We start from the raw sequence: 13,242 nt of genomic DNA on the forward strand, positions 1-13,242 counted from the left end.
GGATTATTTTGTTAAACTCAGAACAAATTCAAAATATATTACCACACCGCTATCCGTTTTTATTAGTAGATCGCATTCTGGAAATAGAAGAAGGAAAGCGTGCACTAGGTTTAAAAAACGTTTCGATAAATGAAGAATTTTTTAATGGACATTTTCCGGGCTATCCGGTTATGCCAGGTGTTTTAATTGTCGAGGCATTGGCACAAGTTGGCGGTGTTGCTCTATTAAATGCACCACAATTTAAAGGCAGACTAGTTTTCCTGACAGGTATAGATAATTGTCGTTTTAAACGCCAAGTTGTACCGGGCGATCAATTAAAGTTGGAAGTTGAATTTATAAAATTGCGTGGGCAAATGGGTAAAGGCCGCGGAACTGCAACGGTTGACGGCGAGCTCGTATGTGAATGTGAAATTCTGTTTGCTATTGGACCAGAACAGCCAAAGTAAGTGATTTGCATTTACAACACAAAGGTTATAAAATATAAAGGTTGAAGATATTATTCAACATCTTTTTACAAAAAGTTCCCAATTATCGCAAATAGCGAGATTATTGTAAGTTACCCCTTTTTTATGGAAGTTTCAAACACTCATATATAATGAGCGAAGTTCGGCTTTAAACGTAGGAGGTTTTAAAATAGATGTATAAACAATTGTCTTCAGGCGTAAAAATTAGCATTACACGATCAATATCGACGTCGTTTGAAGCTTATTTAGCAAGCATTGGCTGGGACGAAGAAAAGTTTTCAATGGAAGACTACATGGCAAGCTGGCAAAAGTATTTTAAGGAAAGTGCAGCTTGGATTGATAAAATACCGGCCGACATTTTGCTGAGCACAGAATTCCATGAAGAAATTGCAAAGAAAATGGACGAGGTCATTGCAAAAATTTTAAATGAAGAGCCAACAGAAAAGCAAAAGAAAGACATTGCTAAATTACAGAAAAAATTAGGAACAAATTTCAAATTTGACTGTAAAGCAGAAGCCGCTTATGTTGAACAGCTTTTAAAAGATAAATTAAAATAACCACACTTTTTTTGTAGGATAGATCCTTCTTTTCCCGGGCAATCTATGAACGATCACATGAGGATATGATGTGATTGATCAATGATTGCATACGGAGAGGAGGGATTTTTTTATGCGAAAATCATTTTTGTTAGCACTTTCACTTGGTTCGGCGTTATTTTTAGCGGCGTGTAACAACGACGACAATGCTCAAAATAACAATACACCAGCAGGTGATGTTAAAAATGGTGTCAATGATGTAATGGATGATACACGTGACGTCATTGATGATACGGTTGACACAGTCGATCCGAATGCACAAAACGGGCAAACAAATGAAAGTACAATGGACAACAATACCAATGTACCGAATGGCTCAAGCGGTCCAAATGGTGATAACGGCGTAACTGCACCAGGTGCACCATCCGTTAACCAAGAAGATATCATTGAGGATCAAAAAGACCGAAATGATAAAGACAAGATAGACAACCGTTAATAAAAGGAAACCAGCGTTCAATTAGGACGCTGGTTTTTTTGAGGTTCGAGTGAGATTTTGAGTTTATTCGCCACTCTTGAAACGATAATCGTCAAATGTACTGAGGTATTCGTCACCTAGCATCGGATATTCGCCACTTCAGCCTCAGTAATCGTCAAATAGAAAAAAATCGTCACTTTGATCAAGTTATTCGTCACTCATGAATCGATAATCGTCAAATGTACTGAGGAATTCGCCACTTCAGCGATGGTAATCGTCAAATAGAAAAATAATCGTCACTTTGATCAAGTTATTCGTCACATCAGCGATGATATTCGTCAAATAAAAAAATAATCGCCACTTTGATCAAGTTATTAGTCACTCATGAATAGATAATCGTCAAATGTACAGAGGTATTCGTCACATAGCATTGGATATTCGCCACATCAACCTCGATAATCGTCAAATAGAAAAAAATCGCCACTTTGATCAAGTTATTCGTCACTCATGGATCGATAATCGTCAAATGTACAGAGGTATTCGCCACCTAGCATCGAATATTCGCCACATCAGCCTCGATAATCGTCAAATAGAAAAATAATCGCCACTTTGATCAAGTTATTCGTCACTCATAGATCTATAATCGTTAAATGTACTGAGGTAATCGTCACCTAGCATTGGATAATCGTAAGCCCCCAATCAAACCACGCATATAAAGACAGATCAGCCTCCTAGTATGATAAACATATCAACTTACTAGGAGGTCTTTTTCATTGTCTCGTCCAAAACTGAATATCATTCCCGTTAAGTTAGAGCCGTTAGAAGAAATTCAAGATGTGCCAACTAACGATTTCCATGAGCCAATATGTATCATAAAAGTACAGGAGAAGGAAATCCAATTTTACAAAGGGATCGATGAATCGATTGTTCAAACGATCGTAAAGGAGCTGCGTCTATTTGAAGCATGATTTTACAACCGTTGAAAATATCTATATTATCTGCGGGAAAACGGATATGCGAAATGGGATTGATGGGCTCGCAACACTCGTTCAGGATTCCTATAACTTAGATCCATACAGTGACTCCATCTTTTTATTTTGCGGAAAACAGAAAGACCGTTATAAATGTCTATATTTTGACGGAGATGGCTTCGCCCTGCTTTATAAGCGAATTGATAACGGGCGTCTGAAGTGGCCACGAAATGAAAATGAAGTACAGCAACTGACCCAGCAGGAACTTCGCTGGTTATTAGAAGGTTTATCCATCGTGCAATCACAATCGATAAAAAAAGCTAGACGCAGTCTATTTTAGTGCTATAATTTCCATAGCATTTAATGAATGAAACGTGGTGAATGATGAGATGGAAGAACAGGGACGCTTGGTCAAAGTACTCGAAGAGCAATTAGCCTATATGAAGAAACAAAATGAAGAACTCTCAATGAAACTTGACCAATCGTTGGCTCAAAATAAAGTTCTCTCTGAACAAATTCGTCAGCTGACGAAAGCTTTATTCGGCTCAAAATCCGAAAAAGCAAAGTACCAGGCACCCGATGGACAAGGTTCTTTATTTGAAGATGATCCGTTTTTTAGCGAATCTGAGCATACAGAAGAACAAAGCACGGACAGCATTACATATACAGTTGTTCGTAAATTACATAAAAAGAAGCGGAATGATTCTTTCCTCGATCACGTAGAAATCGAAGAAGTTTACCATCGACCAGACAACATTCAATGTGACTGTTGCCGAGGGACAATGACGGAAGCCGGTACTACCCTTGTACGTGAAGAAGCAAAATTCATTCCAGCTATCATGAAGCGGATTCGGCATTTTGAATCCGCTTATGAGTGTAGGTCCTGTAAAAAGGAGATCACTCAAAAAGCGCAAATCAAACGCGGGAAAGCTCCCAATCCGATTCTTTTACGCAGCCTTGCAGGACCAAGTGTATTAGCAAAAGTTATCTACGATAAATATGTTCAATACATCCCCCTGTATCGCCAGGTAAAAGAATGGGCGAGAAGCGGGCTCATTACCAACGATAAAAACTTATCCAATTGGGTCATCCGTGGAACCAAAGAGTGGCTGTATCCTGTGTATCAGTACATGGAAACGGTAATGAACTATAAATCGCTCATGCATTGTGATGAAACGACGGCACAGGTGTTAAACCGCACCGATGGAAAGTCCCCCCAATCGACTGCTTACAATTGGGTACGTCGCAGCTTGCCTATCGAAGGACCAGTTATTGTACTTTTCCACCATGCCTTATCTCGGAGCCGTACGGTGCTCGATCAACTGACAACCAATTTTAAAGGCACCATTATTTGCGACGGGTATTCCGCTTATGGCAAGCTCCACAATATAACGTTCGCTAACTGTTGGGCACATTATCCGAGAAAACTAATTATCTAAGAAGAAATGCTGTAAGCCTTGGACAGACAGCGTTTCTTCTATTTTTTATTGAATAATCATTGTTGGTACAGGTAATAATGACATCACAGTATTTTAGAGGAAGGGGATAAATGATAGAAAATAAATCTATTGATGTATTAACTCAAGGTTTGTTAAGACAGTTGGAATCGAAATTTTATGGGAAAGATACTTTGAATAATTACAGGCGTATCTTAAAAAATCTAAATATTTATATGCAACAGAAAGCCATCTTTGTATACGAAGTTAGAGTTGGAGATGAATTCATTAAAAATTATCTTGGTACTCATAAAGTAAGCTCGTATTTTCAAAAAACAATTAACACCGTTATACGTAGGTTGAACGATTATAACGAAGGCAAACCATATGTTCTGCAGTATGCAAATACTCAGATAAGACTACAGAAGCACTATCAAGTTTTGCTTGAAAGCTACTTAGTATTTTGTCAAGAAAATGGTAACCGTGCAAGTACTCTTAAAAGTAAGAAGAGATTCTGTGAAGACTTTTTAATTTCTCTAACGGACTTAGGTTGTAACGACATAAGTAAAATAAATTCAGCGAAAATAGCTAATGCTTGCCTAAGATTTAATAATAAAGATGCCTGGGCTGTTATTCGAATGTTTCTTAAATATCTTCAGGAAAAAATATAATTGAACATGATTACTCTACACTTATCCCAAATTATTCACGTCCGACTTTAATACCTGTCACGTACTCGGAGGATGAAATCCTCCGCTTTGAAAATGCAATAGACCTTACATGTAAAACAGGGATTCGTGATTATGCAATGTTACTTTTAGCTACGAGACTTGGGATGCGTTCTGGTGACATTGTTCGTTTGACTTTTAATGATATAAATTTCGAAAGTAATTCCATTTATATAATTCAGGAAAAAAATATGCAGCCATTGGAATTACCATTACTGCCTGAAATAAAAAATGCCCTTATAAATTACATTACAAATGCACGACCATCAATTAATAATGAAACCCGTATTTTTCTTCGACAAAACGCTCCTTATCAAGGGATAACTACTTCAACGATTCGATTCTCTACAACTAAATACTTTAAGAAAGCTGGGATAGATATCTCTGGTAAAAAACATGGTACTCATACATTTCGTTCATCACTTGCTAGTTCTATGATTAATGGGAACGTATCATATGATATTGTTCGAAAAGTACTTGGACATACAGATCAAAATGCAATAAAAAATTATGCAAAAGTTGATATAGAGCGTTTAAGGGAATATGCAATTGTAGTACCTAAACCTTCTGGTTTATTTGAATTGTTTTTAAAAGGAGATTTACATCTTAATGGAATTTAAAAGTATCTTTCAAGTTGAGTTTAAAGATTTTTTAGCCTTGAGAAAAGCAGTATTAAGTAAGAGTGCATATGCTCATGATTGTAACTATCTTAAGTCTTTTGATATTTATTTAGCTGAATGTAGATTAAGATATAGGGAAATTTCTGAAGGCACAATAATAGGATGGGTTAAAAATTTATCCGGAAAAAGTAGTAGCATCGCAAATAAAGTGATTGTTATACGCCTGTTTCTACACTACTTAAGTGGAATTGGAATTAAAGTTTTTATACCACCAATACCGAAGGTTATAGACGATTATGTACCCTATATTTTTTCAGACGAAGAATTAAAAAAGGTTTTCAATTTATCTGATAATATCCCTTTTTCAAAAAGACGACGCAATCCATATATTCAATTTGAATTTCCTATGATGCTTCGCCTCATGTATGGATGTGGTTTACGGGTAGGAGAAACGCTCTCTTTACAGATGAAAAATGTAGACCTTGAAGGTGGAATTCTTACTTTGCTATATACAAAGGGAGATAAACAAAGACTAGTACCTATGCATGAGACTTTGACGGTGATTTTAGAAAGGTACTGTATGGCAATGGGGATTATTGGAGAAGCAGAATCTTTACTTTTTCCTACGGTTATAAAGGAATCTTCACTTTCGGTAAGTGCTGCTAGAAATATGTTCAATTCCATATTAGAAGCTGCTGAAATAACCGTAAAGGAAAGAGCGAAATGGCAACGCGGGCCTTGCCTACATTGTCTACGACATGTCTTTACATTTAAGTCTTTTATAGAAGCAGAAAAATCTGGTCATCTTATAGATAATTCTGTACCTTTTTTATCCATATACTTAGGGCATGACAGCTTAAAAGAAACTGAACATTACCTAAAGTTTAGTAATGAATTATATCCAGAGGCGATGGCGTTATTTGAAGATTACACATTAGAGGCATTTCCTGAGGTTACTTACTATGAATAACCAATCAAATTTTTTGAGTCAACTTGCCTCTTTTCTCAATAGCTACCTTCCCCATTCAATAGGTGCAAGCCCTAATACAATTAAATCTTATAAATTTGCTTTTCGATTATTAATTGAATTTATTTACGAAGAAAAAAGTATAGCTGCCGATCAAATTACTTTTGAGAATCTTGATTACAAAACATTAACAGAATTTTTCAGATGGATAGAAGAAGTACGTGGATGTAGTGCGTCAACTAAAAACCAAAGGTTATCTGCCATCGCTTCTTTTTCGGCATATGCACAGAACAGAGATTTTGCAGCTGCTTCAGTTTTTAGGAATAGTGTAAATAAGATCCCTATGAAGAAAGTTCAAAATAAACAACGAGCAATTTTAACTCAGCAAGAGGTCACGATATTTCTATCTCTCCCTAAAGAAGGCAGAGAAACTGGCCTCAGAGATAAAGTTTTACTCAGTCTTATGTATGCCAGTGGAGCGCGTGCACAGGAAATATGTGATCTTACAGTGGGAAACCTTCGGTTTCATCAAAAAGGGGCTTCTGTAAATATTAAAGGCAAAGGAGGAAAGGTTCGCCAAATTGGGATTGCTAAGACATGTGCTACCTTACTCAAACAATATATTGAATATAGAAAAATCTACGATAATCCTGAAAGACATGTATTTTCAAGCCAAACTCATGAACATATGACCATATCTTGTGTAGAAGGCATATTTAAAAAATATATAAGGATTGCTAAAAAAGAAAATCCAACATTATTTTTAGCTAATAGTTACCCACCGCATTCTATGAGACATACTACTGCTAGTCATATGCTTGAAGCGGGAGTACCACTAGTTGTAATAAAAAATTTTTTAGGGCATGCATCTTTGCAATCAACAGAAATTTATGCGGCAATTTCACAAAATACGGTGAACAGGCATTTAAAAGAATGGAATGAAAAGTGGTTTCCAAATAACATTTCAACAATACAGGATCGTCAAACACCAAGCAGATATCCCAATTTTTTGAACTGATTTACGAACTGATTTATAAAATGATTATCCAATAAAAAATAGAAGAAACGCTGTCTGTCCAAGGCTTACAGCATTTCTTCTTAGATAATTAGTTTTCTCGGATAATGCGCATTATCTGAGTTCTCGAATAAGGCGCATGTCCGTCGCTATTGGCTAAAAGCCGATAGTAAGCATGGCAGAAAAGGGGTTGATTTCTGTGACCGATTATATCGATTGGAACGGAAGTTCAAGCACCTGTCACCACGCAAACGTGAAATGGCGCGTCAAAAGGAATCGAAACCGATTCTGGAAGAATTCTTTTATTGGATTGAAACTTCCCCGTTTTTCGGTAAAAATGCCTTGGCAAAAGCGGCAGAATATACATTGAACCGTGCCGCAGGTTTAAAAGCATTTTTAGAGGACGGCAGACTTGAAATTGATAATAATCCGGCAGAAAATGCGATTCGGCCGAGTGTCATCGGTCGTAAAAACTGGCTTTTCTCTACGAGTGAAGCAGGAGCCGAAGCCAATGCGATCTGCCTGAGTCTTGCCGAAACAGCTAAGGCAAACGGCATTGACTTCTATAAATATTTGGTCAAGCTTTTCACGGAGCTGCCTAACCAAGATATCTACCAAAATCCAAAAATCATTAAGCAGTATATGCCTTGGTCAAGAATTATCCAGGCAACCTGTGCAAAATAGCCCTCTATCCCAAAAAAATGGGGATAGAAGGGCTATTCGTCATGCGTACCGTAAAGGTGCGCTTTTTTATATTTCGGGCTTACGGATAATCGCCACTTCAGAAATAATAATCGTCAAATAAATAATATTCCACTTTTCATCCGCTAAAGTTACTTAATGCGTGATTTTCGCGGCCGCGGTCTTCTTTCTTTCCACTGTAAAATGTCTTCGGGAATAATATAATAAGTTCCTCTTTTCGTACCATGGCGTTCGAGGCCAAGCCTTACTAAAAGTTTTGAAGCTGCTTGGATACTTTGAATTCCAAAAAACTCGCGGAACTGTTGATTAGTAATTTTTTCGCTAATTAAAGTACGGTAGTGGTAGAATGTTTCGAAGAGGGCAGAACGACTTTTCAAATGACAGAAATCACAAATAAATAATCCATAATGATAATACATAGTGTTTTCAAAATTACACTGACTACAGAGGACGCCCTTACGTAGCCGATTCGGAGTTATGAAGCGGCGTGGAGGAAGAGGGTTATAAAGTTGATTGAGCTTTGCAAAAATAACATCAATGTTCGCATTTGTCTTGGATGTAGTGCGATAAAGATTTTCGATAAAACTAGGAACACCGCTAATATGGAAAATAGGAAATTTGTCCAATGATGCATCCAAGGTTGCTTGAAAATTTGCAATGACGACAGCAAAGTAAACGGGAATATTGATTTCCCATTTTCGCAAACATTGTTCCAAAAATAGTTGGTGGCGGTATACTTGATCAAGCGGATTCCGGAAATTTTCACGCTTGTCGTTATGAATGCGGAAAAATTCATGCTGTCCAGGTTTGTAGAATAATGCGCCAGATAGTTGTTTTACTTCAAATATCAATATAAAGAATGGAGTAATTAAAATCGCATCAATTTGGTGCGAGAAGCCATTTTCATTCATACATTCAAAATTATAAATAATGTGATAATCCGTTTTAAAAAAATAGTCAGAAAGAGTTTGTTTTAACTTCACTTCACCCGATAATCCCGCCTCCAACCGATAAAACTCCTGCTGAATTAAACTCACCTCACAATCATCTGGTAAAATTCGTTTTATTAAGGTTTCTGTATAAAGATAATGCCTTGATTTTTGCACTGATTTCACCTCCACCATAAATATACGATGTGTATAATTAATTTACAAATTATACCAAAAACGTATTTTCAAATCGTTTGCTAAAGGAAACTGCTTTTTACACATATCTGTACATACCAAATATTCAATTCTACAAAAAAAGCACGGCATCAAGTACCGTACTTTCATTTTTTATCTTTTAACGATGGACGATTACGCATCCCTTGTTCAAATGCTTCAAGAAGTTCATCGTTACGTAAACCGTCCTCAAGCAGCTTTCCTAATAATAGCTCCGCGTACTTTTTACGCTGTGCCTTTAACCGACCTTTTATAAGTACTGAAATTTTATCGTCCAATTTTGTAATGGAATGCACGACAACAGCGAATGGTGCGGGTTCATTGTCAGGAAGAGAGATAATGGCACGTGCATCAATAGCTTCGCCTGATGTGATATAGTTTTGGAAAAAATCATAGTATGTATCTTCTGTAAAAAGCTCTAAAATCCACATTTGATGGCTGTTTTCCTGGTTTATAATAATCCCATCAATTAAAGGGATCTTTTTAATTTCATTCGAAAGTAATAAATCGAAACCAAGCATTTTAAATGTCTTCAATTATTAAATCCCCCTCAATTGTCTTTTGTAAAAGTATAACATATAAAAAATGCGAAACTGTAAGAATCAGCATACTTAAATTAATGCTTTCAAGCTACTGTTTATTAGTATTTACATGAAAATCCGTCTGTAACCAAGTAGGTCAAATTAAATTTTTCGAAGCTCATTTCGCTTGAAATTGTCATTTTGCCGTTTTGCCAAAAAAGAATCAAGTCGGCTATGATAAAGCTAGTTCCGAAAGAAGGGAGGTCAAAGAATGAATCATGTAGGACTTGTTGGACGAACGACGAAAGATGTTGTACTCAGACAATTATCGGAAGGTCGTGTGCAAACAAGTTTCGCAGTCGCCGTTAACCGCCCATACAAAAATAGTGAAGGGAAGGTCGATGCGGATTTCGTACAATGTATTGCATGGGGGAGAATAGCCGAAGTGATCACGAAGTATTGTGGAAAGGGTTCGCTTATCGGTATAAAAGGACGTCTACAATCAAGAACTTATACAAATCGTGATAATCAAAAGGTGTATACGATGGAAGTGAATGCTGAGGAAGTCCAATTTTATGCATTAAAAACCCCTGGTGAAGCAGAAATACTTGCATCACAGCCCTCTATTTCAGCAGATTTCGTACTACCCGAACATGACAGCAAACTCGTAAAACCACTTTAAATTATGTACTCTCCTAAAAGTAAATTCTATAGTGGAGGTGAACAGCTTTAATCTACTGTTTGACCGCACAGTAGTACATTCTTTCTCACAATCCTATAACAACTGAATATAAGTAGTGAAGTAAGCATAAAAAAGAGTCTACTTCATGGCGTAAAAGTAGACTCTTTCTATTATTTTAAATTGCCGGTATCGAGAACGAGTAAATCCATTAGTTCTGAATCATCAAGCTCAGTCAGCCATTTGCTCGATTGTATTAATTCTTCGGACAGTGTAGATTTCATTGCAATCATTTTATCGATTTTCTCTTCAATTGTCCCAATCGTAACAAACTTATGAACTTGTACAAACTGTGTTTGCCCGATTCGATAAGCACGGTCTGTTGCCTGGTTTTCTACTGCTGGATTCCACCAGCGATCAGCATGGAGTACATGTGTAGCTGCAGTTAAGTTAAGCCCGGTACCTCCAGCTTTAAGTGAAAGTAAAAATACAGGGAATTCACCTGCCTGAAACTGTTCGACTAAATTGTCGCGTTGTTGTTTTGGCATGCTCCCGGTCAGGAACGGGACATCCACATCATAAAGCTCTGTTAAACAATGCTGGATTAAATTCCCCATTCCGATATACTGAGTGAAAATTAAACATTGCTCACCATTATCAATAATTTCCTTCGTCATTTCAATAATACGCTTTAGCTTTACTGAACGTTTGACCATACTATTGGCACTATCAAATGGCTCTTTTAAAAATAGCGCAGGGTGATTACATAGCTGTTTTAATTTATTGAGCATTTTTAAAATACGCCCTTTTTTCTCAAAACCTGTCAGTTGTTCAAGTGATGCCAGCGTATCTTGAATATATCCTTCATAATGTGCAGCTTGCTCAGGTGTAAGTGCACAAAACTCATGTGATTCTTGCTTTTCCGGTAAGTTTAGCTGAAGATCTGGATCGCGTTTTGAACGACGCAGTAAAAACGGACGAATCTTCATCCGTAAAACGCGTTTATGAGTTTCTGATTCATCGCGTTCAATTGGCGTAATAAAATTATCCGCAAACTTCGTAAAGCTACCTAAGTACCCTTTATGAATAAAATCAAAAATGGCCCAAAGCTCTGAAAGGCGGTTTTCAACAGGTGTTCCGGTTAACGCAATATGATGGTCGCCCTTTAATTTACGGATCGCACGTGATTGCAATGTTTGCATATTTTTAATGTTTTGTGCTTCATCCAAAGCGATTGTCGACCAATCAATTTGCTGTAAATCATCCGCATCCTGAGTAACCGTTCCATATGTCGAAAGAATGACATGAGGACGTTGCGTCGCTAAATAGCTTGTTAAGTCTTCCCCTTTTAGACGACGGGGACCATAATGTGTATAGATTTCTAAATCAGGAGCAAAGCGAGTCAACTCTTTTTGCCAGTTTCCGACAACAGATGTTGGGCATACAATTAATGTCGGTTTATCTATTTGAAGCACAGATACGGTATGCAACATGTACGTAATAAGCTGTACAGTCTTACCAAGCCCCATATCATCTGCTAAACAGGCTCCAAATTTTTGGTCACGCATAAAGACGAGCCATTCAAAACCTTCCTGCTGGTATGGACGTAACTCAGCATGGAGCTTAGTTGGTACTTTGACTTTTGGTAATCCTTTTTTATTTTGCAGCTGGTCAATATAGGATTGAAGCGATTGCTGCATCTCGAATGCAAATAATGGGTCATCGCGCTCGGCATCTGAGTCTCCTTCGTCTTCTAGAGGAGCAGTCAGCGTTTCAGGGAGTTCACGGAACAGTAAATCGCGTACTGTCCAATTTTCTTCTTTCGCCTGTTCCATCAGCTCGCGCATTTCATTGAGCCATTCTGCATCGATTCGGAACCATTCTGTACCGACACGAACAAATTCCCGTTTTTCGTCCACAAGTTTTTGGAAAGCCTCGGCTGAAATTTCTTCGCCGTTCATGGAAAATTGCCACTTGAACGTTAATATATCGTCAAGACCTGCCACACTTCGAGCAGATTGGTTATTCGCGCTTACTCGTACGCGCATTTTAGATTGCCTTAATTCTTTAAGCCATGCTGGTAAAATTACTTCAAAACCTAATGCCTGTAATTTGGCTAGTTCCTGACGCAGAAAATCACGTACTTCAAGATCATTGAAATGGGTATGAATAAAGTGCGTACTTTCCGCATTTAATTGAATTAAATCAATTATTTGCTTTTGTATCTCTTCGATGTTATTTGCAATCGTACTCCATTTTTTCGGCAAAGCCTCTTCAATTAGAAGTTTCCGTTTTGATGAAGCAGGTGTCCAATGTTTAACGGAACTGGGGCTAATAAGGACGGTTTCTAAAACCCAATCTTCCTCATTTTCTTCTGGTTCGCTTAAGCGTAGTGCCATTTTAACACCGTCAAAAACATGTGAAGTTTGCATCGGCCAGCCACCACTTTGGAAAAAAGGAATGAGTGCCAATGTATCGTCTTTAGTTAACCCTGCGTCCATCAACTTTTGTTCAACCGCATATTGTAATAAGTCATTTGGAAAAGCAAAATCTTCTGCTGTCACTGTTGCCTGTTGCCAAAGTGTCGGAGCGTTCCATAGTGGCAGAGTCGTTTGCAATGTCTTAAAGTACTCAACGGTTTCCTCGTCATAAGCAGCAAAGTCCAAAAATGGATGGCGGTTAGCAGGTGATAGAACATCGAGCAATTGAGCTGCTGATAGGATTAAATCACGTTCTTCCAACGAAGTGCTTAATCCATAGAAATTTTGTTCAAACTTAAAAAATAGCGACGGGATCCAGTTGGCTGTCGGTAAAATTAAGTCATTTTTATTGTATGCAGTAGCGCGGAAGTAACCAGGACGTAACTCCGTAAGCTTAATGCGAAGTACTTTTAAAAAGGGTAGCTTTGTATTAAATAAATAATGCATAGTATTTGCGCTAAAAACGCAATGTCACCTCCTATTAG

At 37.5% G+C, this 13,242-nt stretch carries 15 protein-coding genes and 1 pseudogene; 13 read left to right on the forward strand and 3 right to left on the reverse strand.

Going from position 1 to position 13,242, the window contains the following annotated elements; translation table 11 throughout:
• The first annotated feature begins 8 nt into the window (after positions 1-8).
• The 12 genes and pseudogenes from fabZ to NYE67_RS20765 all read left to right on the forward strand — a co-directional run.
• Positions 9-446, forward strand: a complete 438-nt coding sequence (fabZ, locus tag NYE67_RS03105) for a 3-hydroxyacyl-ACP dehydratase FabZ (RefSeq protein WP_340729124.1) — start codon at positions 9-11, stop codon at positions 444-446.
• 191 nt (positions 447-637) lie between these two features.
• Positions 638-1,021 carry a hypothetical protein gene (locus NYE67_RS03110; protein ID WP_340729125.1) on the forward strand — a complete coding sequence of 128 codons (384 nt, stop codon included), beginning with the start codon at positions 638-640 and terminating at the stop codon, positions 1,019-1,021.
• A 112-nt stretch (positions 1,022-1,133) separates the two neighbouring features.
• Complete coding sequence (locus NYE67_RS03115) at positions 1,134-1,496, forward strand: hypothetical protein (RefSeq protein ID WP_340729126.1); 363 nt, start codon at positions 1,134-1,136, stop codon at positions 1,494-1,496.
• 382 nt (positions 1,497-1,878) lie between these two features.
• Positions 1,879-2,076, forward strand: a complete 198-nt coding sequence (locus NYE67_RS03120) for a hypothetical protein (RefSeq protein WP_340729127.1) — start codon at positions 1,879-1,881, stop codon at positions 2,074-2,076.
• A 172-nt stretch (positions 2,077-2,248) separates the two neighbouring features.
• Positions 2,249-2,443: a hypothetical protein gene (locus tag NYE67_RS03125; RefSeq protein ID WP_340729128.1), complete on the forward strand. Its 195-nt coding sequence runs from the start codon at positions 2,249-2,251 to the stop codon at positions 2,441-2,443.
• Positions 2,433-2,786, forward strand: coding sequence for an IS66 family insertion sequence element accessory protein TnpB (tnpB, locus tag NYE67_RS03130; protein WP_340729129.1), 354 nt, complete (start codon positions 2,433-2,435; stop codon positions 2,784-2,786). The genes NYE67_RS03125 and tnpB overlap by 11 nt, the downstream gene beginning before the upstream one ends.
• A gap of 49 nt (positions 2,787-2,835) precedes the next feature.
• The gene (tnpC, locus tag NYE67_RS03135) at positions 2,836-3,885 is read left to right on the forward strand and encodes an IS66 family transposase (protein WP_340729130.1); all 1,050 of its coding nucleotides are present in this window, start codon (positions 2,836-2,838) and stop codon (positions 3,883-3,885) included.
• Between the two features lie 110 nt (positions 3,886-3,995).
• A complete protein-coding gene (locus NYE67_RS03140; protein WP_340729131.1) occupies positions 3,996-4,553 on the forward strand; it encodes a hypothetical protein in 558 nt (185 codons plus the stop codon).
• 122 nt (positions 4,554-4,675) lie between these two features.
• Positions 4,676-5,230 (forward strand): tyrosine-type recombinase/integrase, encoded by a 555-nt coding sequence (locus NYE67_RS03145; protein WP_340730876.1) that lies wholly within the window; start codon positions 4,676-4,678, stop codon positions 5,228-5,230.
• A complete protein-coding gene (locus NYE67_RS03150; protein ID WP_340729132.1) occupies positions 5,220-6,200 on the forward strand; it encodes a tyrosine-type recombinase/integrase in 981 nt (326 codons plus the stop codon). Before NYE67_RS03145 ends, NYE67_RS03150 begins: the two co-directional genes overlap by 11 nt.
• Complete coding sequence (locus NYE67_RS03155; protein WP_340729133.1) at positions 6,193-7,215, forward strand: tyrosine-type recombinase/integrase; 1,023 nt, start codon at positions 6,193-6,195, stop codon at positions 7,213-7,215. The genes NYE67_RS03150 and NYE67_RS03155 overlap by 8 nt, the downstream gene beginning before the upstream one ends.
• A gap of 132 nt (positions 7,216-7,347) precedes the next feature.
• A pseudogene (locus tag NYE67_RS20765) lies at positions 7,348-7,896 on the forward strand (IS66 family transposase); the annotation flags it as partial.
• 149 nt (positions 7,897-8,045) lie between these two features.
• On the opposite strand, the gene NYE67_RS03170 reads toward NYE67_RS20765, so the two are convergent.
• Together NYE67_RS03170 and NYE67_RS03175 are read right to left on the reverse strand one after the other, a co-directional pair.
• Positions 8,046-9,020, reverse strand: coding sequence for a nuclease-related domain-containing protein (locus NYE67_RS03170; protein ID WP_340729134.1), 975 nt, complete (start codon positions 9,018-9,020; stop codon positions 8,046-8,048).
• Positions 9,021-9,184: 164 nt separating this feature from the next.
• Positions 9,185-9,613: a YwpF-like family protein gene (locus NYE67_RS03175; protein ID WP_191700828.1), complete on the reverse strand. Its 429-nt coding sequence runs from the start codon at positions 9,611-9,613 to the stop codon at positions 9,185-9,187.
• Positions 9,614-9,869: 256 nt separating this feature from the next.
• Here NYE67_RS03175 and NYE67_RS03180 point away from each other — a divergent pair, with 256 nt between their 5' ends.
• The gene (locus NYE67_RS03180) at positions 9,870-10,280 is read left to right on the forward strand and encodes a single-stranded DNA-binding protein (RefSeq protein WP_340729135.1); all 411 of its coding nucleotides are present in this window, start codon (positions 9,870-9,872) and stop codon (positions 10,278-10,280) included.
• A gap of 170 nt (positions 10,281-10,450) precedes the next feature.
• Here the strand turns inward: NYE67_RS03180 and NYE67_RS03185 are convergent, their stop codons facing one another.
• Positions 10,451-13,204 carry a DEAD/DEAH box helicase gene (locus NYE67_RS03185; protein ID WP_340729136.1) on the reverse strand — a complete coding sequence of 918 codons (2,754 nt, stop codon included), beginning with the start codon at positions 13,202-13,204 and terminating at the stop codon, positions 10,451-10,453.
• Positions 13,205-13,242: the final 38 nt, after the last annotated feature.

Origin of the sequence: Solibacillus sp. FSL W8-0474, from assembly GCF_038004065.1 — a bacterium.
In the GTDB taxonomy this organism is placed as follows: domain Bacteria; phylum Bacillota; class Bacilli; order Bacillales_A; family Planococcaceae; genus Solibacillus; species Solibacillus faecavium.